The 25472-nt window shown below is 68.1% G+C and carries 21 protein-coding genes; 11 read left to right on the top strand and 10 right to left on the bottom strand.

The window, feature by feature from the left end; genetic code table 11:
- The first annotated feature begins 35 nt into the window (after positions 1-35).
- The 3 genes from AC1DBN_RS03205 (at position 36) to AC1DBN_RS03195 (ending at position 5755) form a co-directional block, all read left to right on the top strand.
- Entirely contained in the window at positions 36-1214 is a 1179-nt protein-coding gene (locus AC1DBN_RS03205; protein WP_091721083.1) for an exonuclease SbcCD subunit D, read from the top strand.
- Entirely contained in the window at positions 1211-4288 is a 3078-nt protein-coding gene (locus AC1DBN_RS03200) for an AAA family ATPase (RefSeq protein WP_477722563.1), read from the top strand. Before AC1DBN_RS03205 ends, AC1DBN_RS03200 begins: the two co-directional genes overlap by 4 nt.
- Positions 4289-4396: 108 nt before the next feature.
- A complete protein-coding gene (locus tag AC1DBN_RS03195; protein ID WP_091721077.1) occupies positions 4397-5755 on the top strand; it encodes an MFS transporter in 1359 nt (452 codons plus the stop codon).
- Positions 5756-5795: 40 nt separating this feature from the next.
- Here the strand turns inward: AC1DBN_RS03195 and AC1DBN_RS03190 are convergent, their stop codons facing one another.
- Positions 5796-6527, bottom strand: a complete 732-nt coding sequence (locus AC1DBN_RS03190) for an IclR family transcriptional regulator (RefSeq protein WP_091724017.1) — start codon at positions 6525-6527, stop codon at positions 5796-5798.
- A gap of 220 nt (positions 6528-6747) precedes the next feature.
- Between AC1DBN_RS03190 and AC1DBN_RS03185 the strand changes: the two genes are divergently transcribed.
- On the top strand, positions 6748-8082 hold the full coding sequence (locus tag AC1DBN_RS03185; RefSeq protein ID WP_091721075.1) for an MFS transporter: 1335 nt from the start codon (positions 6748-6750) through the stop codon (positions 8080-8082).
- 106 nt (positions 8083-8188) lie between these two features.
- On the opposite strand, the gene AC1DBN_RS03180 is transcribed toward AC1DBN_RS03185, so the two are convergent.
- The 3 genes from AC1DBN_RS03180 to AC1DBN_RS03170 all read right to left on the bottom strand — a co-directional run bounded on the left by AC1DBN_RS03180 (position 8189) and on the right by AC1DBN_RS03170 (position 11249).
- Positions 8189-8836, bottom strand: a complete 648-nt coding sequence (locus AC1DBN_RS03180) for a phosphoribosyltransferase (protein ID WP_172829974.1) — start codon at positions 8834-8836, stop codon at positions 8189-8191.
- A 97-nt stretch (positions 8837-8933) separates the two neighbouring features.
- The gene (locus AC1DBN_RS03175; protein WP_091721072.1) at positions 8934-9761 is read right to left on the bottom strand and encodes an alpha/beta fold hydrolase; all 828 of its coding nucleotides are present in this window, start codon (positions 9759-9761) and stop codon (positions 8934-8936) included.
- Between the two features lie 108 nt (positions 9762-9869).
- Positions 9870-11249: an amino acid permease gene (locus AC1DBN_RS03170; RefSeq protein WP_477722562.1), complete on the bottom strand. Its 1380-nt coding sequence runs from the start codon at positions 11247-11249 to the stop codon at positions 9870-9872.
- Positions 11250-11486: 237 nt separating this feature from the next.
- Here AC1DBN_RS03170 and AC1DBN_RS03165 point away from each other — a divergent pair, with 237 nt between their 5' ends.
- Genes AC1DBN_RS03165 through AC1DBN_RS03145 form a run of 5 tightly spaced genes read left to right on the top strand, consistent with a single transcriptional unit; the run spans position 11487 to position 17189 of the window.
- Positions 11487-12197 (top strand): NUDIX hydrolase, encoded by a 711-nt coding sequence (locus tag AC1DBN_RS03165; protein ID WP_091724014.1) that lies wholly within the window; start codon positions 11487-11489, stop codon positions 12195-12197.
- Complete coding sequence (gene nadA, locus AC1DBN_RS03160; protein WP_477722561.1) at positions 12194-13495, top strand: quinolinate synthase NadA; 1302 nt, start codon at positions 12194-12196, stop codon at positions 13493-13495. Before AC1DBN_RS03165 ends, nadA begins: the two co-directional genes overlap by 4 nt.
- Positions 13495-15126, top strand: coding sequence for an L-aspartate oxidase (gene nadB, locus AC1DBN_RS03155; protein WP_477722560.1), 1632 nt, complete (start codon positions 13495-13497; stop codon positions 15124-15126). The genes nadA and nadB overlap by 1 nt, the downstream gene beginning before the upstream one ends.
- Positions 15119-16027, top strand: a complete 909-nt coding sequence (gene nadC, locus AC1DBN_RS03150) for a carboxylating nicotinate-nucleotide diphosphorylase (protein ID WP_091721061.1) — start codon at positions 15119-15121, stop codon at positions 16025-16027. The genes nadB and nadC overlap by 8 nt, the downstream gene beginning before the upstream one ends.
- A 4-nt stretch (positions 16028-16031) precedes the next feature.
- Positions 16032-17189 (top strand): cysteine desulfurase family protein, encoded by a 1158-nt coding sequence (locus AC1DBN_RS03145; protein WP_091721040.1) that lies wholly within the window; start codon positions 16032-16034, stop codon positions 17187-17189.
- Between the two features lie 13 nt (positions 17190-17202).
- Here the strand turns inward: AC1DBN_RS03145 and AC1DBN_RS03140 are convergent, their stop codons facing one another.
- From AC1DBN_RS03140 to AC1DBN_RS03130, 3 genes are all read right to left on the bottom strand, one after another.
- The gene (locus AC1DBN_RS03140; protein ID WP_091721037.1) at positions 17203-17694 is read right to left on the bottom strand and encodes a GtrA family protein; all 492 of its coding nucleotides are present in this window, start codon (positions 17692-17694) and stop codon (positions 17203-17205) included.
- A gap of 101 nt (positions 17695-17795) precedes the next feature.
- Positions 17796-18458 (bottom strand): DUF1684 domain-containing protein, encoded by a 663-nt coding sequence (locus AC1DBN_RS03135; RefSeq protein WP_091721034.1) that lies wholly within the window; start codon positions 18456-18458, stop codon positions 17796-17798.
- Between the two features lie 9 nt (positions 18459-18467).
- On the bottom strand, positions 18468-18632 hold the full coding sequence (locus tag AC1DBN_RS03130) for a hypothetical protein (protein ID WP_477722559.1): 165 nt from the start codon (positions 18630-18632) through the stop codon (positions 18468-18470).
- A 76-nt stretch (positions 18633-18708) separates the two neighbouring features.
- On the opposite strand from AC1DBN_RS03130, the gene AC1DBN_RS03125 reads away from it, so the two are divergent.
- Together AC1DBN_RS03125 and AC1DBN_RS03120 are read left to right on the top strand one after the other, a co-directional pair.
- Positions 18709-19572, top strand: coding sequence for a hypothetical protein (locus AC1DBN_RS03125; protein WP_091721031.1), 864 nt, complete (start codon positions 18709-18711; stop codon positions 19570-19572).
- A gap of 70 nt (positions 19573-19642) precedes the next feature.
- Complete coding sequence (locus AC1DBN_RS03120) at positions 19643-20449, top strand: transglutaminase-like domain-containing protein (protein ID WP_314213528.1); 807 nt, start codon at positions 19643-19645, stop codon at positions 20447-20449.
- Positions 20450-20500: 51 nt separating this feature from the next.
- On the opposite strand, the gene AC1DBN_RS03115 is transcribed toward AC1DBN_RS03120, so the two are convergent.
- The 3 genes from AC1DBN_RS03115 to AC1DBN_RS03105 all read right to left on the bottom strand — a co-directional run bounded on the left by AC1DBN_RS03115 (position 20501) and on the right by AC1DBN_RS03105 (position 25420).
- A complete protein-coding gene (locus AC1DBN_RS03115; RefSeq protein WP_091721026.1) occupies positions 20501-20968 on the bottom strand; it encodes a MarR family winged helix-turn-helix transcriptional regulator in 468 nt (155 codons plus the stop codon).
- Positions 20968-22077, bottom strand: coding sequence for an LLM class flavin-dependent oxidoreductase (locus AC1DBN_RS03110; RefSeq protein WP_477722558.1), 1110 nt, complete (start codon positions 22075-22077; stop codon positions 20968-20970). The genes AC1DBN_RS03115 and AC1DBN_RS03110 overlap by 1 nt, the downstream gene beginning before the upstream one ends.
- A gap of 115 nt (positions 22078-22192) precedes the next feature.
- Positions 22193-25420 (bottom strand): efflux RND transporter permease subunit, encoded by a 3228-nt coding sequence (locus AC1DBN_RS03105; RefSeq protein ID WP_314213524.1) that lies wholly within the window; start codon positions 25418-25420, stop codon positions 22193-22195.
- Positions 25421-25472 lie beyond the last annotated feature (52 nt).

The raw sequence follows: 25472 nt of genomic DNA, 5'->3' as shown, positions 1-25472 counted from the left end.
CGCAAACTGTCAGTGGCAGCCGATAGCTTAGAAAGATGCGGTTACTTCATACATCGGACTGGCACCTTGGCCGGTCTTTCCACGGCGTGGGCATGCTTGATGCCCAGCGTGCGTTCGTCAGCCAGCTCGTGGCGGCGGTATCGGATCACGGGGTTGATGTTGTCCTGATCGCGGGGGACGTCTACGACCGCGCCCTGCCGGGCGTCGACGTGGTGCGCCTGCTGGATGAGGCCCTCGTGGGGATCACGGACGCCGGGGCAAAGGTGGTCCTCACCAGTGGCAACCATGACTCCGCCATCCGTCTGGGCTTTGCGGCCCGGCTGCTCGAACGCGGGGGAGTGCACCTGCGGACACGAGTGGAAGACCTGGACAAGCCGCTGCTTCTGCCGCTGGGTCCGGATGCGGCCGGCGGGGATGCCGTTGCCGCCATCTACGGCATCCCATGGCTGGAGCCGCGGCTCGTGGCCGAGCAGCTGGGTGTGGAGGCGGCCAGCCATTTCGACGTCACCCGCGCGGCCACCACCCTCATCCGGGAGGACATCGCGCGGCGCGCCGGCTCCGCTGCGGTCCATTCAGTGGTCCTGGCCCACACCTTTGCCAGCGGCGGCATCAGCTCGGACAGCGAACGTGAACTCAGCATCGGCGGGGTGGGAGCAGTCCCGCTGGACCTGTTCGACGGCTTCAGCTACACCGCGCTGGGCCACCTGCACGGACGCCAGTCCCTTTCCCCGCAGGTCCGGTACTCAGGCTCACCCCTGGCCTATTCCTTTTCCGAGGCCAACCACAGCAAGGGCGCCTGGCTGGTGGACCTCGGGCCGGACGGCGTCACGTCTGTGGAGGAAGTGCTGTGGGACGCCCCGCGCCGCCTGGCGGTCCTGCGGGGTCCCTTGGCGGAACTCCTGGAGTCACCGGACCATGCATGGGCCGAAACTGCCTACTGCCAGGTCACGCTGACGGATGACCAGCGGCCGGCACGCGCCATGGAGCGGCTCCGCGCAAGGTTCCCCGACACCCTGGTGCTGGGCTTCGACCCCCAGGGCGCCGCACCGGCGCTCTCCACCAGCTACAGCAGCAGGCTCGCCGAAGCCCCGGACGACCTCGCAGTGTGCTGCGGGTTCCTCGACCACGTCCGCGGCCGAACACCGGACGACGCCGAGAAGGCAGCGCTCGCGGCCGCGCTGGAGAACGTCCGGCTCCAGGAGGCGGCACTGTGAGGATCCACCACCTCCGCATCTCTGGTTTCGGCCCCTTCGCGGGCACCGAGGACGTTGATTTTGACCGGCTCAGCGGGCACGGCCTGTTCCTCCTCAACGGGCCAACGGGTGCAGGAAAAACCAGCGTCCTGGACGCCATCTGCTTCGCCCTGTACGGCTCCGTCCCGGGTGCACGGCAGGACGGCAAACGCCTCCGGAGCGACCATGCAGAGCCGTCCCAGGAACCTGCCGTGACCCTGGAATTTTCGGCGCAGGGCCGGCGCTTCGAAGTCACCCGTTCACCCGCCTGGGACAAACCGAGCACGCGGGGCAGGAACGGATTCACCACGCAGCAGGCAAAGACGCTCCTGCGGGAGCGTGCTGACGGCGCCTGGGTGGAAAAGTCCGCCCGCAATGACGAGGCCGGCGCGGAGATCACTGCGCTGCTGGGGATGGACCGCGATCAGTTCACCCGCGTGGTGATGCTCCCGCAGGGGGACTTTGCGGCCTTCCTCAGGTCGAAGGCTGCTGACCGGCTCGAGCTGCTGCAGAAGCTCTTCGGCACCCAGCGCTTCGAAGCCCTGGAGCAGGAGCTCTCCCGGGAGGCGCTGGCGGCCCGGGAAAGCGTCGCTGCACTTTCGGGACAACTGGAACTGCTCACTGCGCGTGCCGAATCCGAGGCCGCCTCCCTGGAATTGGCCGAGGACGGCGCCCCTGCGGCGGACAACGCCTCCGAACGGCTGGAGTGGCTGCAGGGAGCGGTCGCGCAACGCCTGGAGGTACTTCGCGGGTCCGCGGCGGAGGCCGAAACGGCGGCCGCAGTGCGGACGCTGGCTGTTGATGAGGAAACCGGACGCCGCGAACGGCGGCGCAGGCTTGAAGCGGCCGAAGCGCGGCGGAATGCTGTGGCGGATGCGGCGCCCCGACTCGAAGAACTTGCGGCCCGCCTGGCGCGGCACCGCAAGGCCGAAGTCCTCGAAGGTCAGCTGAAGAACGTTGACGGTGCTGCGGCCAGGGTCGCCAGCGCGTCCCGGGCCGCGGAGTCGGCACTGACGTTCCTTCGTCTTGCCGCTGACGACGACCCCGAACTGGCGCCGTTGGAACTCACTGACGGCGCTGCGGCCGGGAGCAGTGCTGCTTCCCTGCCGGCATCCGTCACGGCGTCTGCGGCGGATGAACTGGGCCGGCTCCGTTCCCTGTTGGCCGTGGTGGAGGCGCGCCTTCCGGACGAAGACAGGTTGCAGGCCCTGCGAAAGCGTCACGCCGACCTTGGCCGGAAACAGGCAGAGCTGGAGGCGGCCGGAGCCAAGCTCGGGACCCGCTCCGCCGCCCTCCTGGACGAACGGGCAGGCCTCGAATCCGGGCTGGGGCCCTTGGAGCTGCTGGCCGGAACCGCTGCCCTGCGGAGCAAGGAAGCAGCGTCAGCAGGAGAGCTCCTGGACGTGGTGCGCCGCCACGCCTCAGCTGTGGCGGCGCGCAATGCCGTGAAGCTGCGCTGCGATGCGGCCAGGGAACGCCAACTGGAGGCCAAGCAGCAATGGCTGGACCTGAGGGAGGAGCGGCTCACCCATGCCGCTGCCGAACTTGCCGCCCAGCTGCACGCCGGTGACCCATGCCCGGTGTGCGGCAGCGCCGAGCATCCTGCGCCTGCCGCCGGCGGCAGCCAGGGCCCCGGGCTGGCACAGGCAGAGGACGCAGCACACGCTGCCTACGAGGCTGCAGATGACGCCCTTTCCCGGGTTGGCGCCGAACTGGCCACCGCTGAGCAGTCGGTGGCGGTTCTTGCCGGGCAGGGCGGCGACACCCCCGAGGACGAAGCACTCGCCGCCGCCGAAGAGGCGCGTACTGCAGCTGCAGAGGCGGAGCGTGCGGCAGCGGACCTTTCAGTGGTCCGCGGAAAACTTGAGGCGCTGGACGCTGGAATTGCCGAGGCCACAGCCGCCAAGGCCGGAATCGATGCGGGGCTGGTGCAGGCGGAGTCCTCGCTGGCAGAAGTGTCCGATCAGGCCGCTGCGCTGGACGAGGCCCTGTCCGGTCTGCGGGCCGGCCGTCCCAGCCTGGCCCGGCGGCTGCGCTCGCTGGAGGGCGCAGTGGCTGTGCTCGACAAGGCCGTGGCAGCTCAGGCCGCGCTGACAGTGGCGCAGTCACAGGCGGACGACGCCCGCCAACAGCTCGAGCTGGCATTGCCGTCGGCCGGCTTCGCGACGGCCGAGGAAGCACGCAGCCAACTCCTCGACAGCGCGGAGGCGGACGGACTCGAGGCCGAGGTCCGTGCCGGCCAGGATGAGGCAGCCAGGGTGCGGGAGCTGTTCGCTGCCGAAGACCTGGTTCGCGCCGCGGAAGAGAAATCCGGAGAGTTTGACCCCAGCGGGGAAAGGCTCGCCGCGCTGGAAAACGCAGCTGCCGAGTCCCGCGAATTGGCGCGCCAGGCAGACCTCTCCGCCGGGATGGCCGCACGGTGCCTGGCATCGCTGGCGGCCATTAGCCAGGACTACGCAACGTTGGCAGGTTCTGCCAGGGAACCGGCGGAGCGGGCCCGGATGCTGGCGGGGCTGGCGGACGCAGCCGCCGGCCGGGGCGAGAACACCTACCGGATGAGCCTGAACAGCTACGTCCTCGCAGCCCGCCTGGAACAGGTTGCCATTGCGGCGTCCGAGCGGCTGGTGGCGATGAGTGACGGCAGGTACCTGCTGCAGCACACCGACGCCAAAGCGGCACGCGGGGCCAAATCCGGGCTGGGCCTGGAAGTGGTGGACCAATGGACGGGCCACCGCCGTGACACGTCCACCCTGTCCGGGGGTGAGTCCTTCATGGCTTCCCTGTCGCTGGCGCTGGGTCTCGCCGACGTCGTGCAGCAGGAAGCCGGGGGAGTGGAAATCGAAACCCTGTTCGTGGACGAGGGCTTCGGCAGCCTCGACGAGCAGTCACTGGAGCAGGTCATGGACGCCCTTGAGGGACTGCGTGATGGCGGCCGCGTCGTGGGGCTCGTCAGCCACGTCGGTGAGATGAAGCAGCGGATCGGGACCCAACTGCAGGTGCTCAAGGGCCGGACCGGATCCACGCTGAGGATCTCGGAGGCACTCGACGCCGGTTGACCCGCAGCCGGCCGGGCCGCGGTTGGGATGCAGGCGTAGAATGGTGTAGTTACCGGGTTGCGTGCATCGGGAGGAGGGACGATGCGCATGATCTGAACGAGCCCGGAATTGACTTCACACAGCCCTTCTCCCACGTCGCCGTCCACCGCGCCGCCGTCCCCGGTATCAACCGAACCCGGATCCCCGTCGCAACCAACAGCGGCCACGGGCGTTCCCCAACCGGCCAGGACCGGCCGGTTTGCCCGGCTTCCCCTGCTGGCCGGCCGCAGCTTCATTCCCCTTGGCCTTTTTGCCCGGCTTCCGCTCGCCATGCTGACGGTGGGAACCCTCACCATGGTCACGTCCGTCAGCGGGTCCTACGCCGCGGGCGGCACGGCTGCCGGGGCTGTAGGCATCGGCTCGGCCCTTGGCGCACCGGTGCTCGGTGCGCTCGCCGACAGGCGGGGGCAGCGGCCCGTCCTGCTGACCGCGGCGATCATCAACACCGTGGCGGTCCTGGCCCTCATTCTGGCGGCCACGTCGACTGTAACCTCCGGCGGACTGTTTGGAGCCGTCATCGCGGCGGCGCTTATTTCCGGCGCGAGTTCCCCGCAGGTGGGCCCCCTGGCCCGGGTGCGCTGGATGGCACTCGCATCGCATGGCCCGGCGTCACAGCAGGCCGCGGACCTGGACACGGCGCTGTCCTACGAGAGCACCGCCGACGAAGTGACGTTCGTCCTGGGCCCGGCCCTGGTGGGAATCCTGGCCAGCCTCGTGGCCCCGTGGCTGCCCCTCGTCCTGGCCGCCGCCATGACTGCAACCCTGGTACCTGCGTTCGCGGCCCACCCGACCCACCGGGCAGTGCGGCCCGCCCCGCGTAAGGCAGCAACCGGGAAGCCGGCGGCCCGGGCCGGAAGGCTGCCGGCCGCCGTCGCCCTCCCTGTCGCCGCCATGGTCTGCATGGGAACGTTCTTCGGCTCGACGCAGGCAGCCCTCAGCTCGTTCTCCGCGCCCATCGCAGGGCCGGAAATTGCAGGACTGCTGTACGCGGCCGTGGGTTTGAGCTCCGCCGCCGCGGCACTCTCGGTGGCCTACTGGCCGCGTACGTTCACCCTGCCCCGGCGATGGATTGTGTCCGCCGGGCTGATGGCGCTCCTGTCACTGCTCCTGCTGTTGCCGGATTCGCTGGCCGCCATGGTGGCTGTGCTGCTGATCCTGGGGATCCCGGTGGGCCCGGTCATGGTGACCGTCTTTACGGCAGGCGGCGTCCTGGCGCCGGCCGGCCGGCTGGGAACGGTCATGACCGCCTTGGCCAGCGGCATCGTGGCCGGCACGGCACTGGGTTCAGCCATCGGTGGTTACCTGGCAGAAGCGGGCGGCCATCACCTTGCGTTCCTGGTCCCCATCGCAGCGTCCATGCTGTTGGCACTGCTGGGCGCCGCTGCCGCCGTCGTGCTTGGAAAGCGCGGAACCGGCAGCCGCGGCTGATGCGGCTTCGCGTCCAGAGGCGGAAGCACGGCCGGACGGGTCAGGCCAACTGTTCCTGGATCCTCGCCGCGCTCCCCGCCAGCGCGGCGCCCACGGCCTCGGGGTCGTGGGCGGAACGGATGTAGACGACGGCCAGGGCGGCGGGCCGGCCGCCCGGCACCTTGATGGGGGCAGCCAGGGAGGAAACCCCTGCGATGACCTCGTCGTGGCTTGCCGAGTATCCCAGCCGGCGGGCCTCGCCGGCCTCCTGCCGGTAGGCCACGCCGGTGTCCAGCCGGTCCCATTCGGCCCCGGTGAACGCTGACTGGATGGCGATGCCCGGTGCCCCGGCGTTGATGGGATGCCTCGTGCCGGGGTGCTGGGCCACTGTGGCCCCCGAATGCCGCGGCTCGACGGTGACCAGCGTGATGCAGTCATGATGGTCCCAGACCGCGATGAAAGCAGTCATGTCCAAGCTGTTTGCGAGGTAGGTGAGCTCGGGGAGGGCGGCCGACTGGAGGTTTCGCGAGACTCCGCGTGCCAGGACGGCAAGGCCGGGGCCTGGCTGTACTTTTCCGGCGTCGTCCCGCACCAGCAGTGAGTGGTCCTCAAGTGTGCGCAGGATCCGGTACGCCACGGACCGGTGGACGCCCATGGCATCGGCCAGTTCGGCGATGGTCAGCGGGCCGGGCGCAGCTGCCAGGATCTCAAGGGCGCGAATACCGCGCGAGAGAGTCTGGGAGGGCGAAGCTTGGGCTGCCGGTCCTGCCGGGGCGGCTGCGGTGGAGGTCATGGAGTCCATCGTAGGTGCCCGGAGCGGGGTAGGTGTGTCCTTTATGGGAACTCACCATTCAAATATGGAACTGAGATGCCATCCCGCCGTTCACCGCAAAATTCGACCACACCGTGTTGCGTCTCACATTTTCGTAGTACTCTACTTACCAACTGACCGTTCTGTCGGTAATCCTGAAGGCGTCCGGCGGTGCATGCCGCCAATAAACAATGGAGTTTCAATGACCACACCTTCCCAGGTGGATACACTCTCCGGTCCCAGCACACGGAGGGAAGAGCGCAAGGTCCTCGCGGGCACGCTCGTCGGCACCACCATCGAGTGGTACGACTTCTTCATCTTTGCCCAGCTGACGGCAACGCTGCTGTCGCCGCTGTTCCTGGCGCCGCTGAACGAGTCAAACCCCGGACTGGCGCAGATCCTGTCCTTCGCCCTGATCGGCATCAGCTTCCTTTTCCGGCCGCTCGGTGCAGTGGTTGCCGGGCACCTGGGTGACAGGCTGGGCCGCAAGGCCATGCTGGTGTTCACGCTGGTCATGATGGGTGCTGCAACGGCCCTCATCGGCATGCTCCCCACCTACGCCCAGATCGGTGCCTGGGCCCCGATCCTGCTGATCCTCCTGCGCGTCATCCAGGGCTTCTCCGCAGGCGGCGAATGGGGCGGCGCAGCCCTGATGGCCGTTGAACATGCACCCCTGAACAAGCGCGGCCTCTTCGGTGCCTACCCGCAGATCGGCGTTCCCGTCGGCATGATCCTGGCCACCGGCCTGCTGTTCTTCCTCAACAGCAGCATGTCCAAGGAAGACTTCGCTGCCTGGGGCTGGCGGGTCCCGTTCCTGCTGTCCATCGTCCTGATCGTGGTGGGTTACCTGATCCGCCGCGCCGTGGCCGAGAGCCCTGTCTTCCAGGAGATGGCATTGCGGAAAAAGGAAAGCAAGGCGCCGCTGGGCGAGCTCATCCGCAACCACAAACTCCCCGTCCTGTACTCCACCCTGATCTTCATCGGCAATAATGCCGCCGGCTACCTGCTGATCGCGTTCTTCATCTCCTACGCCACCAGGACCCTCAAGATGCCCACCCCGCAGATCCTGCTGGCCACCACCCTGGCGTCCTTCGGCTGGCTGATCTTCACCCTGGCGGGCGGCTGGCTCTCCGACAAGATCGGCCGGGTCAAGACGTTCCTTGCCGGCTACGCCATCGTGTTCGCCTGGATGCTTCCCATGTTCGCCCTGATCGACACGAAGAACATCTGGCTCTACGGTGTGGCGCTGTTCGTCCTCACCATCGGACTGGGACTGTCCTACGGGCCCATGTCCGCTATGTACGCCGAAATGTTCCCGGCGAACGTCCGGTACTCCGGTATCTCGATCGGCTACGCGTTCGGCGCCATCCTGGGCGGCGCGTTTGCGGCCACCATTGCTGAAACACTGCTGCAAAGCACCAAGTGGGCCGGGTCCATCGGCATCTACATCATGGTGTTGTGCGTCATCTCGGCCATCGGGGTAGTGCTGGCCAAGGAAACCAAGGGCCGCCCGCTGGGCGTCAGCGCCCACCACTGACCACAAATCCCGCGCCCCGCTTCGCTTCGGCCAAGGAAACTTGACGGCGGGGCCCGGGGGAACGAAGGCGACGGCGGGCCGGACTTTTGCGTCCGGGCCGCCGTAGCTAATTCCTGAGGTAGTGGATGGCGGCGTCGTCGGACAGCTGTTCGAAGTGCCGGTAGAAACTGCCCACCGCCCGGAACTTGCCCGGCAGGTGCAGGCAGATCACGGCATCGCAAACGCGCTCCACTGACGCCTCGGCCTCGATCGAACCCACCGGAGCGGCGGCCACCACAACGGCAGCGCCACTCTCGCGGACCGCTTCCACGGCTGCCCGCATGGTGGCGCCGGTGGCCAGGCCGTCATCCACCAGCAGCACGGTCTTCCCGGCCAGGTCAATGGACGTTCCGGGGTAGAGGCCCACCCGGCGTTGCAGCTCGGCACGCTCGCGTTCTTCCACCTCGTCCAGCCATTCGCGCCGGACGCCGTGCTCCAGCACACGGTCCACCAGCGGCTTGTTGACCAGCCTGACGGTGCGGCCGCGGGCCCACGCCAGTGCTCCATATGCCGTTTCCTCGTGGCCCGGAATGCCCAGCTTGCGGACCAGGATGGTCCCCAGCGGAAGGTAGAGTGCCTTGGCCACGGCCGCTGCTACCGGTATCCCGCCGCGGGCCAGGCCCAGGACAACGGCACCGGGCCGCTCCCTGAATTGGGTCAGAGCGGCGGCGAGGCGCTCGCCTGCCTCGGTTCGGTCTTCGAATCGCGTACCCATCTGCCCCTCCAGGCTCTTCCGGCCCTGTGATTCCAGCCTACCGCTGGGCGCCGCCGGGATATTCAGGGTGCCGGCATGATCCGGGGTGCTGGAATCCTCAGACCGCCAGGAAGGCGATAGCCGCCTGTTTGAAGGCCCTGCTGGTGACGGCATTGGTATGGTTCCGGCCCGACAGGACGAGCTGTTCAGCCATGCCCCCGGTACTGTTGGCCAGCTCGGCGAGCTTGGGGAGGCTGCCGATCCGTTCATCCTGGTCGCCGGCCACCAGGAGCATTGGCACGTGGGGGACCGCTTCGGCGGGGTCATAGGGCTCGGCCTTGATGGCCTCGACAAGGGTGAGCAACGCAAAGATGTTGTTGGTGGGCAGCAGCAGCGCCATCTTCAGCAGTTGCGCGGTGGACCCGTCGGCGATCGGCGTGCCGTCGGCCAGGTAATCCTGGGCGGCCGTCAGGTCGAACTCGGCCAGCGGATCGGAGATGTTGGGTCCGCCAAGCACCAGGCGGTGGACGATCTCGGGCTGGGTGGAGGCAAACTCCCACGCCAGCCGCGATCCCAGGGAGTAGCCGACGAGGTCGAGCCCGCTGGAAGGATCGCCGTCCTGCAGTGGCCGGACGCCGGCGTCGAACGCTGTCTGCAGCAGATCGGCGCGGATGCGGCTGGGGGAGTACGAATCACGGTCCTCCGGCGCGCCGCTGCGGCCGTGGCCGGGCAGGTCCACCGTGATCACGCGGCGGCCCGCCTCCAGGAGGGCGCCCACCCAGCCGGTGTCTTCCCAGTTGAGTTTCCCCGAGGAGGAGAAGCCGTGCAGCAGCAGGACCGGCCGCAACCCGGCATCGTCAGCGGGGTCATGCACCGCCACGAACAGTTGGGGGTCCGTGCCCTCCACAGTGTGCGCATGCTGTTGGCCGGTGTGCCTGCCGCTCATGGTGTCAGTCCTCATCAACTCGAACACGGTGGCGGGGGTCCGCACGGATCGTGCGGCGCCGCCGAAGGTACTAGCCACTCTACCGGCCGGGCTGCCGGGTTTTTCAAGTCACTCGGACGGGCGGCGGCGGCCCTGGATCCGGGCGCCTGCGGCGCAGGCCAAGGCAATTCCCGCGATCAACGCAAACGTGCTGAACAGCTGCACCCGGCTCTCCTGGGCGCTGAAGCCCACCGCAAAGATCAGGCCCAGCAGGACAAGCCCCAGGACGGTCAGGGCGGGGAAACCCTTCATCTTCAGTGGAAGCGGTGTGCCGTCGCGTGCGGCGCGGCGCCGCAGGATCAGCTGGGACACCAGGGCACTTCCCCACACCACCAGGCAGGTTGAACCCACCAGCTGGAAAAGCGCGGGAAGGACCTTGTCCGGGAAGAGCAGTTCCAGCACGGTGGCCACGAAACCGAAGGCCACCGATACGGCCACGGCCAGCATCGGCACGCTGGCCCCGCTGAGCCGTGTCAGGAACTGCGGGGCTTCGCCGCGTTCCGCGAGCGAGTAGGCCATCCGGGAGGCGCCGTACAGATTGGCGTTGAGTGCGGACAGGAGGGCGACGACGGCCACCAGGGTGATCGCCGTTGCCGCACCGGGGATCCGGGCGGCGTCCAGGACGCCGGCGAAGGGGGACGCCAGGCTTTCGGAGGTGGCCGGAAGGACCGCAGCGATGACGAACACGGAGCCGATGTAGAAAACGAGGATGCGCCAGACCACCGTGCGGATGGCCCTGCCCACGCTGCGCTCGGGGTCCTGGGTCTCGGCAGCGGCGACCGAAACGATCTCCGTGCCGCCGAACGCAAAGATCACTACGAACAGTGCGGCGGCCACCCCGCCGAGGCCCTGCGGGGCGAAATCGGAGCTGATGTTGGACAGTCCCGGCGACGTGACGGCGGGGAGGAAGCCCAGCAGGAGGGCGGCGCCGACTGCCAGGAATAGCACGATCGCGGCCACCTTGAGGATGGCGAACCAGAATTCGAACTCACCGAAGTTCCGCACCCCGGCGAGGTTGATCGCGGTGAACGCCACCATGAAGGCAAGTGCCAGGGCCCAGACCGGAACCACGGGCCACACAGAGTACAGGAGCCCGGCGGCGCCAAGGGCCTCGGCGGCGATGACCACCACCAGCTGCAGCCACCACAGCCAGCCGATGGTGGCGCCGGCGGTCCGCCCCAGCGCGCGTTCGGCGTACACGGAGAAGGCGCCGCTGTTGGGGTTCGCGGCGGCCATCTCACCCAGTGCCCACATCACCAGGATGATCAGCGTGCCCGCCACGAGGTAGGACAGCAGGACGGCGGGGCCGGCAGCCTGCACCCCGGCTCCGGAGCCGAGGAACAGCCCGGCGCCGATGGCGCTGCCCAGGCCCATCATGGTGAGCTGGCGGGGTTTCATGGTGTGGCCCAGGTGGCGTTCCGGGCGTACGGATGCGGACTTCGTCGTCATGGTGCGGTTGAACCTTCTTGGGGTTTGGCGTGATGTTCCTCGTGGGACCTCTTGAATTTACTCCCTTCGCCGGGAGCGCGCCCACCGGGCCGGCCCGGTGGGCGCCCGGCCGCGTCAGCAGAAACATTTCCCATCGGGCCCCGCGTGGCCGTAGAATTAGTTCAGGTCAAAATGACTATAACTAGCGCGGCGCCCTGAGGGTGCCGTGTGGCTAATGGAACGAAAGGCGGTGTGGCCATGTTCTCCAGTTCGGCAAACGTCTCCGAACGCCAGGCCGCGCCGCCGTCGCTGGCAATCTCGACAGTCATTTTCGCGCTCCGCCCGAGTGAGACCTCCGGGCGGCCCACCCTGTGGCTGCCGCTGGTCAGGCGCATCCGTGAGCCCTTCAAGGGCCTGTGGGCGCTTCCCGGCGGCCCGCTGTCGCATGACGCGTCGCTGCAGGACGCAGCGTCGCGGAACCTCCGGGACACCACCGGGCTGGCACCGAGCTACCTCGAGCAGCTGTACGCCTTCGGCGGGCTGCACCGGTCACCCTCCCAGCGCGTGGTGTCCATCGTGTACTGGGCCCTGGTCCAGCCCACGGAAGCGGCGCTCGCTGACGAATCCGAGAACGTCAGGTGGTTCCGGGCGGACCGGCTGGGCGAGCTCGCCTTCGACCACAACGCGATCGTGGACTACGCCCTCTGGCGGCTGCGCAACAAACTCGCCTACGGCTCAGTGGCCTACCACCTGCTCGGCGAATACTTCACCCTGGCACAGGTCCGCGAAGTCTATGAGGCAGTCCTGGACCGCCAGCTGGACCCGGCCAACTTCCGCCGCCAGCTCAAGGCAACACCGGAAATCGAAGAAACCGGCGAATACCTGCAGGGTGGCAAGCACCGCCCGCCACGCCTCTACCGCTACACCGGCCGCCCCGGCCTCGACCCAGACAACAGGAGCACACCATGAGCAGCGTCAACACAGCCATCCAGCTGATCACGCGCGAGCAGGCTGAAAATGGTGCTGCCCGCGGCAGCACCTGCAGCCCTGCCCTTGCCAAGGGGCCGTGGGACTACGACCTCGCCGAAGCCCTGGCCGGCATCCCCGCCTACGGTCCCGGTGCCTCCAGCGCGGACGTTGCCCCGGCGGCAACCCCCCGGCAGGGCCAGTTGCCGGAGGAGTACAAGCGCGCCACTGACGCGGAGCTCGCCCGGCGGATCACCGCGGCCAAAGCCACCCTGGGCGACCGGGCTGTCATCCTGGGCCACTTCTACCAGCGGGATGAAGTCATCCAGTACGCGGACTTCGTGGGTGACTCCTTCCAGCTCGCCAACGCCGCCCTCACCAAGCCGGAGGCTGAAGCCATCATCTTCTGCGGCGTGCACTTCATGGCGGAGACGGCGGACATCCTGTCCACGCCGGAACAGGCCGTGATCCTGCCCAACCTGGCCGCCGGCTGCTCCATGGCGGACATGGCCGACGCCGATTCCGTAGCGGAGTGCTGGGAGCAGCTTGAGGAGATCTTCGGAACCGAGCCCGACGCCGACGGCAGGGTTCCGGTCATCCCCGTCACTTACATGAACTCCTCCGCAGCCCTCAAGGCTTTCTGCGGCGAGCACGGCGGCATCGTCTGCACGTCCTCGAATGCGAAGACGGTCCTGGAATGGGCCTTCGAGCGGGGCCAGCGGGTGCTCTTCTTCCCGGACCAGCACCTGGGGCGCAACACCGCCAAGGCCCTGGGCGTTCCCCTGGAGCAGATGCCCATGTGGAACCCGCGCAAGGACCTGGGCGGCAACGCAGAACAGCAGCTGCTGGACTCCAGGGTCATCCTGTGGCACGGGTTCTGCTCCGTGCACAAGCGTTTCAGCGTGGCCCAGATCGAGCAGGCCCGGGCAGAGCACCCGGGTGTCCAGGTCATCGTCCACCCCGAATGCCCCATGGAAGTGGTGGACGCCGCCGACTCCGCTGGTTCCACCGACTTCATCAAGAAGGCCATTGCCGCCGCCACCGAGCCCACCACGTTCGCCATCGGCACCGAAATCAACATGGTGAACAGGCTCGCCGCCGAATACCCGCAGCACACCATCTTCTGCCTGGACCCGGTGATCTGCCCCTGCTCCACCATGTACCGGATCCACCCCGGCTACCTGGCCTGGGTCCTGGAGGAACTGGTGGCCGGACGGGTGGTCAACCGCATCACCGTTGCCGACGCCGTCCAGGCCAACGCCCGCACAGCCCTTGAGCGCATGCTCGCCGCGAGGCCCTGATGAGCCGCCGGCTTGTCATCGTCGGCAGCGGCATCGCCGGGCTGTACGCCGCCCTGCTGGCATCCGACGCCGGTGCGGACGTGGTGCTGCTGACCAAGGGCAGCCTCGAACACAGCAACACCTGGTACGCCCAGGGCGGCATTTCGGCGGTACTGCCTGAACCGGCCCCGGGCGACACCGTGGCCGCCCACATCGCAGACACCCTGCGCGCGGGGGCGGGGCACTGTAACGAGGCCGCCGTCCGGCTGATGTGCACCGAGGCCGGCAGCGACATTGCCGCGCTCCAGCAGTTCGGCGTCCGGTTTGATGCAGGGCCCGACGGCGGGCCTGCCCTCGGACTCGAGGCTGCACACAGTGCTCCCCGCATCCTGCACGCCGGCGGCGACGCCACCGGTGCCCGTACCGCCGGCGCGCTGATCGGCGCCGTGCTGGCACGGGCAGCCCGGGGGACGCTCACCATCCACACCCACGCCCACACCACCGCCCTGAAGGAGCACAACGGGCGGGTGACCGGTGTGGAATACCTGCAGGACGGGACGCTCCGGTCCCTGGCCGCCGACGCCGTCCTGCTGGCTACCGGGGGAGCGGGCCGGCTGTTCGGCCAAACCACTAACCCAGCTGTGGCCACCGGAGACGGCCTGGCGCTCGCCGTCCGCGCCGGGGCCGCTCCCGCAGACCTCGAATTCTTCCAGTTCCACCCCACCTGCCTGGTGGCCGCCGCCACTCCCCGGCCCCACCGGCTGGACGGGCCATTGCTGATCTCCGAAGCCGTCAGGGGCGAAGGCGCCGTCCTGGTGGACGCGGGTGGCCGCCGCTTCACGAAGGCCTACCACCCGGACGCCGAACTGGCCCCCCGCGACGTCGTCTCACGCAGCATCGCCCTGCACCTTGCCAAGCTCGGAAACCCCGGCGGCCATGTCTACCTTGACGCCAGGCCCATCGAGCAAGACCACGGTGCAGGCTTCCTGGGCCGGCGTTTCCCCACCCTGACCCGGAAAACCCTGGACGCCGGTATCGACTGGACCCGGGAACTGGTCCCGGTTGCCCCGGCAGCGCACTACTGGATGGGCGGCATCGCCACCGACCTCCACGCCCGCACCAGCATCCCCGGGCTCTACGCCGCAGGGGAGGTTGCGTGCACCGGAGTCCAAGGGGCAAACCGGCTGGCCAGCAACTCCCTCCTCGAAGGGCTCGTCTTTGGCCGCCGCGCTGTTGAAGACTTCCTGGAAGGCAGTTACGCAGATCCCTCGGTGCCTGCGCTCACACCTCGCTCAGGTGCGCCAGTCGGGAGTGGGCCGTGCAGCAGCGGAGGGGGCGAGAGCCGGACTGAACCCTTTTCCCGCGAGGCTCTTCGGTCGTTGATGACGTCGCATGCCGGGGTGTTGAGGTCCGGGGAACTGTTGGCCGGGGCTGCCGGCACCCTGGCGCGCTGGGCCGCCGTCGTGCGCCCCGATGCGGTGCCTGGCTCCGCGGACCCTGCCGTGCATGAAGACCGCAACCTGCTCCTGGCCGCGCAGCTGCTGGTGTCCGCCGCCCTGGCGCGGCGCGACTCACTGGGCGCCCACTACCGCAGCGACGAAACTCTCGAGACCATCCCACTCCGGCCGAAAGCGAGCCTCTCCCATGACTGAACCCACCGTGATTGAGCACACCCGCACAAACACCGGCCCCACTCTGCCGCAGGCACCCGTCCGCGACATCCTCGAGCGTGCCTTCGCGGAGGACGCGCCGGCCGGTGACATCACTTCCCAGGTGCTTATCCCCGCCCAGGCCCGCGCCACGGCCGTGCTGAACGCCCGGGTGCCCGGCGTCTTCAGCGGCGCCACGGTCTTCCGGGACGCCATGCAGCTGGTGGACCCGGCCACGGAGGTGGACCTGCTGGTGCAGGACGGGCAGGCGTTCGACGCCGGCACTCACCTGGCCCGCGTCAGCGGAACGGCGCGTTCGGTACTGCTCGCCGAACGCGTGGCCCTCAACCTGGTCCAGCGGATGTCCGCCATCGCCACCAGGACCGCCGAGTTCGTCCGGCTCGCTGAAGGAACGCAGGCGCAAATCACCGACACCCGCAAGACCACCCCCGGGCTGCGGATCCTCGAGCGGTTCGCCGTGCGCTGCGGCGGGGGAGCGAACCACCGCTACAGCCTCTCGGACGCCGTGCTCGCCAAGGACAACCACCTGGCAGTCATGACCGGCGGCGACCCCGCCAAACTCACCGGACTCCTCCTGGCGGCGAAGGCCCAGCTGGGCCACACCACGCACTTCGAAGTGGAGGTGGACCGGATGGACCAGATCGAACCCGTCCTCGCCGCCGGGGTGGACACCATCATGCTCGACAACTTCAGCCTCGATGAGCTGCGTGCAGGGGTTGCCCAGGTGGCCGGACGGGCCCGCGTGGAAGCCAGCGGCAACGTGAACCTGGGCACCGTCGCCGCGATCGCCGCCACCGGCGTGGATGTCATCTCCATCGGCGCCCTCACCCACACTGTCGCCGCCCTGGACCTCGGCCTGGACGTGGAACTGACCGTCGGGTGAAGCCATGATCTTCCTTGACGCCGCCGCCACCACACCCGTCCGCCGCGAAGTGCTGGAGGCCATCTGGCCCTACCTGACCGGCGACTTCGGCAACCCCTCAAGCCACCACAGCCTGGGGGAGTCGGCGGCTGCCGCGCTCGCGGGTGCCCGGGCCTCCGTGGCAGCGGTCCTGGGGTGCAGGCCCGGCGAGCTGGTCTTCACCTCAGGCGGCACCGAGGCGGACAACCTTGCCGTCAAGGGCATTGCCCTGGCCCGGCAGGCTGCGAACCCCGCCCTGAACCGTGTGGTGATCAGCGCCGTCGAGCATCCCGCCGTGGAGGAATCCGCCAGGTACCTTGAACGCTTCCACGGCTTCTCCATTGACGTGGTTCCCGTGGACGCGACCGGACAGGTGACGCCGGAAGCGCTGCTGCCGCTGCTCCGGCCGGAAACGGCGCTGGTAAGCATCATGTACGCCAACAACGAGGTGGGTACAGTCCAGCCCATCCCGGCGCTCGCGGAGCTGGCCCGCGGCCGCGGCATCCCCTTCCACACAGACGCCGTCCAGGCGGCGGGATGGCTGCCGCTGGACACCGCTGCCCTCGGCGTGGACGCCCTCAGCATCTCCGGCCATAAGCTCGGCGCCCCCAAGGGCTGCGGCCTGCTTTACATCAGGGGCCGGGTCCGCTTGGAACCTGTGCTCCACGGCGGCGGCCAGGAACGCGGACGCCGGTCCGGCACCGAAAACGTCGCAGGTGCCGTGGGCCTCGCCACCGCACTGTCCCTGGCGCAGGCCGCACAGCATGAACAGGCCGGGCGGGTCTCGCGGCTGAGGGACGCATTCATTGACGCCGTGCTTACCGGAGTGCCGGAGGCCATCCTCACCGGGCACCCCACGGACCGGCTGCCCTCGGTGGCGTCCTTCTGCTTTCCCGGCACCAGCGGCGAATCGGTCCTGTTGGAACTCGAACGCCAGGGTGTGGTGTGTTCCAGCGGATCTGCCTGCGCGGCGGGTTCGGATGAACCCTCTGCCGTGCTGTCGGCCCTGGGCATTTCCCGCGAGGTGGCGCAGACGGCGGTCCGCTTCAGCTTCGACGCGGCGGTAACTGGCGAAGACCTGGATACCGCGGCCAAAGCCGTGTGCTCGGCCGTGGCCGGAGTGAGGTCACTCGGCACCAACTGATCCGGTGGACCGGTTAGCGGTGCCGGGCCCGGCGGAAAATCCAGTGGCGGAGCAGCGTGAACCGGACCGCCGTGGCCAGGAACCCGGACAGGGTGGTGGTCAGCAGCTCGTCCCCCACAGTGGCGTCCGGATTGATCCAGTGCAGCACGCCCAGGCTGCCTCCGGTGATCAGCAGTGCCACGGCGATCACCACCAGCCCGTTCAGGTGGTCGCTGGCCCGGCGCTGGGTCCCGGAGATCTTGAACGTCAGCCGCCGGTTCAGCGCGGTGTTCAGCAGCGAAGTCAGGACCAGGGCAACGGCGTTCGCCGGTTGCGGCCCGATCCACGGCCGGAGCAGCGCGTAAAGCGCCAGGGATGCGCCCGTGCAGATGATCCCTACACCCGAGAAGCGAAGAAGTTGCCGGACCACCGGAAACCGCAGGATTCCGCGGCGGCGCAGGGCGGCCGGCCTGCGGCGGGCGTCCTGCAGCTCCTGGACGGCTGCCGGCGCGCTGGTGGAATCCATCCGTCCACCCTGCCATACCGGGAGCACCGTCCCGGTTCAGTCCGTGGGCGCGGCGTTGTGTTTGGTGCCGGCGGGCAGGCGGCGCCCGGGTTCCTGAAGCGTCAGTAAAGCTCGCCGGCGGGGATTTCCACGGCCAGCCGGTTTGAGGGGCCGGGCAGCGGGCACGCCCAGGCGTCGTTGTACGCGCAGGACGGGTTGTAGGCAAAGTTGAAGTCCAGGACAAAGGTGGCGTCCGGGCCGGAGCCCTGCACACCGTGGAACGCACCCTTGATGGTGTCCAGCAGGTACCTGCCGGCCCCATAGGTGCCGCCCGGCCGGCCCGCCGTGGCGTCACGGAACGGCACGAAGATGCCGCCGCCGTATCCCTTGAGCTTCCACACGGCCAACTGCCCCATCTCGGGAAGGTCGAAGGTGCCCAGCCGGACAAAGTTGACCACGCCGTCAGTGCCCGTTTCCACGCTCATTTCCCGGCCTGCGCCCTCCTTGGTGAGGGGAACATGGAACCGGTAGATGGGATCGTAGTCAGCAGTCTTCAACCCGGAGAACTGCGCCTTGTCCGCCGGCGACAGCGCCGAGGCCGGGTGCGTGGCAAACATCAGGTCACGCTGATGGCGCCAGTACGAATGCGCTTCCGCCGGGTTATCGGCGGCGATCCGGCGCACATTGTCGTAAAGGTTGAAGGTCCGTAACCTCCAGTCGGCGATGTCGACGGCGGACATTTCCGCCAGGTTCTCTTCGTCCATGCCCTGCTGCCCGTACGCCATATCCCCAGCCTAGCCGCACTGCCGCGTACGGAAGGCGCAGCGCACGACGACGGCACCTCCTGCGGTTCGATGGCTGCGGTGCGGTGCGGTGCGGTGCGGTGCGGCGCGGTGCAGTGCGGCGCGGTGCAGTGCGGCGCGGAGCAGCGGGGTGCGGTGCAGCGGGGTGCGGTGCACGCGCGGTCCACACCCGGCACCGGGAAACGCCACGCGCCTGGGCGGCGGTGCAGCCCGGCGCGGATAGGCTGGCTGCATGGAAGCCAGGGGAACAGCAGCAGCACCGGCGCGGGGCCCGGCCAGGTCGGGGTCCCTGGTGGTCCTGACGGTGGTTGCCCTGCTGGTTACCGGGTGCAGCGGCCCGCAGGCCGGCGGAACCGGTTCGGGCTGGACCGCGCAGGCGGATCCCTCCAGCGGTGCCGCGGGTGCGTCAACCACGGCGCAGGCGGGCACCTCGACATCGGGTGGCGCGCCGGGACCGTCCGGTGAAGCCGGCGCCTCCGGCACTGCCTCAGCCGAACCCCGGCCGGCGGCTACCGCCGCGGCGTGGAAGACTTTCGCCGATCCTGCCAGGACGGTCAGCTTTGAACTTCCCCAGGACTGGATCGCCCAATCAGTCCAGCCCGAGGACGGCACCCTTCCGGGGGCGTTGAAGATCGAGGTGAAGAAGCCCGACGGGACCTTCATGGCCGCGCTGCGGACCGGCCTGCCGCCGTCGTCCGCCGAATGCCCCGAAGGTTCGCGACGGCCCTACACGGTGATCAGCAGCGTTCCCGCGTCCCCGGGCGCCTCCGCCGGGTCCGGCGAAGGCACCATCCCGCCCCGGGTGGTCTTCCGCGTAATCCAGGGCTACCGCTACTTCGGCTCCTACGGGATCACCAACGTGGTGGGCGGCACCGGAAACCAGGCCTGCGAACTGCGCAACACCGTCCGCGGGCCGGCGGGCAAAGGTGACTGGTCCTTCGGCGACCTGGTGGCGCTGAGGGCGTTTGCGCCGGATGAAAAAGTGGCGCCCGCCAAAGCTTTCGACACCCTTGGCGCGGCGGCCGCGTACGCCGGGGAAAGCCCGGACTTTGCCAATGTCCAGCGGATGCTAATGTCGCTGGAGATCAAAAACTAGTCCCGTTGCCGGCCCCCACAGGGCGCCCAGGCACGGCACTGCTTTCCAACGCCGACACCCCCGGAGATTCATGGAACGCTCTGTTTCCGCACGCCTGGCCTTCCGCACCGCGGCCAACACCAAGGTGGCCATGGCCATTGCCGCCGCCAGGAACAACGGATACTCGTCCTTCGAGGAATCCCTGTCGGTGCTGGCGGGCGGTGAGGAAGTCCCGCTGACGGAAATCTCCGACCACCACGGCGGCCGGTTCCACTACATGGAGTTCGCCGAACCCACCGATGTCACTGTCGAGTACTCAGCTACAGTGGCCGGCCGCGCCGAGCCGGAGGGTGCCACGCTGGCGGAACAGATCCGCTACGTCCGGCCCAGCCGGTATGCCGAATCTGACCGGCTCCTCCCCACCGCCTACGCGGAATTCGGGGGACTGCACGGGGAAGAACTTGTCCAGGCCGTCAGGAACTGGGTCTACGGGGAACTCCGGTACATCAGCGGTTCGTCCCGTGGCACAGACGGCGCCGTGGAAACACTGCTGCACCGCCGCGGAGTATGCCGGGATTTCGCACACCTGGCCATCGCGCTGCTGCGGTCCAAGGATGTCCCCGCACGGCTCGCCGCGGTCTACGCGCCGGGGCTGTCGCCCATGGATTTCCATGCCGTGGCAGAGGCCTACGTTAACGGCGCATGGCGCATCATCGACCCCACGGGGCTGGCCCCGCGGGAGTCGATGCTGCGCATCACGGCCGGCCGTGATTCGTCCGACACTGCGTTCCTGTCCACGGTGGGCGGAAGCCTGACACTCAACCAGCTCCGTGTCACCGCAGTGGTCAACGGCATGTTGCCGGCAGAGGACCCTGCCGCGCTGGTGGCGCTGGGCTGACCTGTCCCCGGCCGGTTCAAGCCCGGCCGGTTCAGGTCCCGCCCGGCGCTCCTATCGCGGCTGCTGGCCCAGTGAGTTCCGGAGCTTGTCCGTGAGCCGGCGCAGTTCCTTTTGCTCGTCGGGGGTCAGCGCCGGCGCCACCAGGGCAGAGATGTCGCGGACGTGCTCCCGGCCGATCTCCTTCTGGAGCTCCCGGCCTTCGTCGGTGAGCTTAAGCAGCACACCCCTGCCGTCCTCCGGGGCGGGCATCCGCGCCACGAGGCCGCGCTTTTCCAGCCGCTCCACCAGCCGGCTCAGGCTGGACTGGCTGAGCAGGACGTTGTCGTTGAGCTCGTTCAGCCGGAGCCAGCCCGACGGGCAGCGTGACAGCGTGAACAGGACATCGTACTCATTCACCGCCAGTTTCCGGAATGCCGGGCCGGACTGCAGCCTGCGCATCACGGCTACCTGCGCCCGGAACAGTGACTCCCAGGTTTCCGCCGCGAGCCGGACGGGGGACGTGGATTGGCTGGTTGCCATTACGCCTCCGCCGTGGCCTTTTCGGCGTCCTGGGCTGCCAGGTGCGCCGCGACGCGGGATGCGTGGGTGGGTGCGTCCGGCACGTGCGCGGGCTTGCGGTCCGCGTACTCCTTGCGGAGGACCGGCAGGACTTCCTCGCCAAACAAGTCCAGCTGCTCAAGGACCGTCTTGAGCGGGAGGCCGGCGTGGTCGATCAGGAACAGCTGGCGCTGGTAGTCACCGAAATGCTCGCGGAAGCTCAGGGTCTTCTCGATGACTTCCTGCGGGCTGCCCACGGTCAGCGGGGTCTGCGACGTGAAGTCCTCCAGTGAGGGTCCGTGGCCGTACACCGGGGCGTTGTCGAAGTAGGGACGGAATTCCTTCACAGCGTCCTGCGAGTTCTTCCTCATGAAGAACTGGCCGCCGAGGCCCACGATTGCCTGGTCTGCGGTGCCGTGGCCGTAGTGCTCGTACCGTTCGCGGTAGAGCCCGATCAGCTGCTGGTAGTGCTCCTTGGGCCAGAAGATGTTGTTGGCGAAGAACCCGTCACCGAAGTAGGCCGCCACCTCGGCGATCTGCGGTGTGCGGATGGAACCGTGCCACACAAAGGGGGCCACGCCGTCGAGCGGGCAGGGGGTGGAGGTGAAATTCTGCAGCGGGGTGCGGAACTTACCGGACCAGTTGACGGTGTCCTCATCCCACAGCTTGCGCAGCAGGCTGTAGTTCTCGATGGCCAGCTCCACGCCGTCCTGGATGTTCTTTCCGAACCACGGGTAGACCGGGGCGGTGTTGCCGCGGCCCAGCACCAGGTCCACGCGCCCATCGGACAGGTGCTGGAGCATGGCGAAGTCCTCGGCGATCTTCACGGGATCGTTCGTGGTGATCAGCGTGGTTGCCGTGGACAGGGTGATCCGCTCGGTCTGCGCGGCGATGTAGGCGAGGGTGGTGGTGGGGGAGGATGAGAAGAAGGGCCGGTTGTGGTGCTCGCCCAGGGCGTAGACATCCATGCCGATCTCTTCGACTTTCCTGGCGATGGCCACCGAGGCCTTGATGCGTTCGTTCTCGGTGGGGGTGCGGCCCGTGGTGGGGTCCGTAGTGATGTCGCTGACGCTGAAAACACCGAACTGCATGATGTGCCCTTCCGTTTCCTGGACTTGCTGGCTTGGTTCCAGTGTAGTCCAAATTAGATGCATTTGCATCTATCGCCGGATACAACGCATCCAGGCGGGATTTATTCCGTTTTTGTCAGTCGGGGCTGCCGGGCGCGGCGCGGCGTCCGCTGACCCTCGGCACATCGCCGGTGGTCCAGTCGCGGAACTCGTCATCGACGTCGGCCGCCTGCTCGAATTCCGGCTGTGCCTGCAGGTCGCGGAGGAGCGCCTTCCGTTCGCGCCGGCCCTCCACGAGCCGGTACAGGACAGGAACGAGGACCAGGGTCAGGGCCGTGGAAGAAACCAGGCCGCCGATCACCACCACTGCCAGCGGCTGGGAAATGAAGCCGCCACCGCCGGTGAGTCCCATCGCCATCGGAGTCAGCGCGAAAACTGTTGCCAGGGCCGTCATCAGGATGGGCCGGAGACGCTGCCGGGCACCGTGGGTGATGGCGTCCGCGACGTTCATTCCCGGCGAGGTTGTTCCGCCAGGGCCGGTTCGCGGCTGCCGGTACTGGTTGATGAGGTCGATCAGCACGATGGCGTTGGTGACCACGATTCCCACCAGCATCAGCATGCCAATCAGCGATGGCAGCCCCAGGGGGACGCCGGTGACCAGCAGCAGGGCAACGGCCCCTGTGGCGGCAAACGGCACGGACACCAGCAGGATCAGGGGCTGGACCAGGGACTTGAAGGTGGCCACCATGATGACGTACACGATGGCGATCGCGGCCAGCAGCGCCAGCCCCAGCTGCCGGAAGGACTCTGCCTGCTGCGTGGTGGCCCCGCCGATCTCAGCGGTTACACCCGCAGGCAGCTCGACGCCTGCCAGGCGCCCCTGCACCTCGGTGCTGACGGCACCCAGGTTGGACCCCGACGGCGTCACGGACACCTTCGCGGTGCGCTGGCCGTTGCTGGCCGTGATGGACACCGGAATATCCACCTGTTCCACGGACGCAATGCTGCCCAGGGTGACAGGCCTTCCGGCGGCCGGCAACGGGATGTTCCGGACGGCGTCGATGCTGGTGAACCTGGTTCCCTGGCCGATCCTCACAGGGAAGTCGTTGGTGTCGATCCGGACAGTGCCGGCGGGGACCGGGCTGATGGTGGCTGCAAGGACTCCCGCCACCTGCTCCTCATTCAGGCCCGCCGCCACTGCCTTGGCCCGGTCCACCTTGACCTGGACCACCGGCTGGCTCGCGGCGAGGTTGGTTTCCACCTCGCTGGTGCCGGGTACGCCGGTCATGGCCTTGACCATGGCGTCGCTGGCTGCCTGCAGGTCCTGGGTGCTGGCGGCCTTGAGGGTGATGTCCACGGTGGAGGACGTGCCGAAGCCGCCCTGCTGGGTTCCCACGGAGACTTTGCCGGAGCCCGGGACTTTGGCCAGTTCAGTGCGGACGGTTTCCTGCAGCCGGTCCTGGTCCGCCTTCTCATCCGTCACTACCGTGAAGGTTGAATTCGACGAGCCGGAGGACACCAGGGCAGCGAACCCGGCCTGTGCATTGCCGGAGGTCACCTGAACGTCCTTGATGCCGTCGATTCCGCGGAGGACCTCTTCGAGGCGGACCGCCGCGGCGCTGGTGTCCGCCAGGCTGGTGCCGGCCGGAAGCACCTGGCGGACGGTGAGGCTGTTCTGGCCGGAGCTGCCCAGCAGGTTGGTGGCCAGCAGCGGTGTCATTGCTGCCGTGGCGCCGAGTACCAGGACGGCGGCCACCAGGGTCAGCACGGGGTGTTTCTGCGTCTTGGTGAGGATGGGCAGGTAGCCGCGCTGGAGCCGGCCACGCTGTTCCTTCTCCTGCGCCGCTGCCCGGGCAGCCTCGGCGTCCGTGCGCCCGCCTGCACCGGACGGCGAGGGGCTCTTGAGGAACCAGTAAGCCAGCACCGGAACGATGGTGAGGGACACCAGCAGGGACGCCAGCAGTGCGATGGTCACCGTCAGGGCGAACGGCCTGAACAGCTCGCCGGCCAGTTCACCCACGAAGGCAATGGGCAGGAACACGGCCACCGTGGTGAGGGTGGACGCGGTGATGGCCCCTGCCACTTCACGGATGGCGGTGAGGATGGCAGTGACCTTGTCCTCGCCGTAGGTGAGGTGCCGCTTAATGTTTTCGATCACGACGATGGAGTCGTCCACCACGCGGCCGATGGCAATGGTGAGGGCGCCGAGGGTGAGGATGTTCAGGGAATAGCCGGTAGCCGAGAGCCCAATGAACGTGATGAGCAGGGACAGCGGGATGGATACCGCTGTCACCAGGGTGGAGCGGGCCGACATCAGGAAGACCAGGATGACCGCCACGGCGAATCCCAGTCCCAGGAGGCCCTCGGTGGTGAGGTCCTTGATGGACTTTTCAATGAAGGGCGCCTGGTCGAAGACCGGGGTGAATGTGGCGTTGGAGCCGAGCTCCGTTGCCAGCTCGTCCAGGCTGTCCCGCACTGCGTGGGAGATGGCCACCGTGTCGCCTTCGGGCTTTTTGGTGACGGACACCGCGAGGGTTTCAGCTCCATTGGTCCGGGTGATGGACGTGCGTTCGTCGTCCTTGATGGCGACGTCGGCCACGGATCCGATGGTGGCCCCGTCCTTGGCGCCGGACACCGGGAGGGCCTTGACGGCGTCAAGTGAGTCGACCGGACTGCCGATCTGCAGCGAGAGCGTCTTGCCCTGCTCCTCCAGCGTGCCGGCCGGAACCAGGGCTCCGTTGTTGGAGAGCGTGTCGCGGAGGGAGCCGATGGTGGCACCGGACGCAGCCATCGCCTCGGGGCGCGGAAGGATCTCGATGTGCTGGGTGGCGCCGCCAGTGACATCGGCGCCGCGGACGCCGTCGATTTTCTGCAGCCGGGGAACGCTGAGCCGCTGGAGGTCGGTGTTGAGTTCGCTGAGCGGCTTGTCCGAGGACACCGCCAGGAAGACGATCGGGAAATCGCTGATGCTCCCGGCGATGGCCTGCGGCTGGACGTCAGCCGGCAGGGTGCGCTTGGCGTTGGAGATGGCCCGGTCGATCTGGTTCCGTGCCCGGTCCAGGTTGGAACCGTAGGTGAACACCATCGTGATCTGCGAAACGCCGTTGCGGGACGTGGAGGAGGTGGATTCCAGCCCCTCCACGCCGTTGAGGGCCGTTTCCAGCGGGCTGCTGACCTGCTTGTCCACCACCTCAGGCGAGGCCCCCGGCATGGAGGTCAGCACGGTGATCTGCGGGAACTCAATGGATGGGATGAGTTCCTGCTTCAGCGACGACATGGTGATCACGCCGAAGACCGAAGCGAAGATGGTGATCAGCGCGATCAGCGCCCGGTTCGCCAGTGAAAGGTGTGCCAGCCGAAACATCGATGGTCTCCTGGAAGGGTTAGTGACTGGATCCCGGTAAGCCAGCCACTGG

The sequence above is a fragment of the Pseudarthrobacter sp. 10T415 genome, from assembly GCF_056394175.1.
The sequence above is the reverse complement of the archived record's forward strand: the minus strand, read 5'-3'. Positions and strand labels throughout refer to the sequence as shown.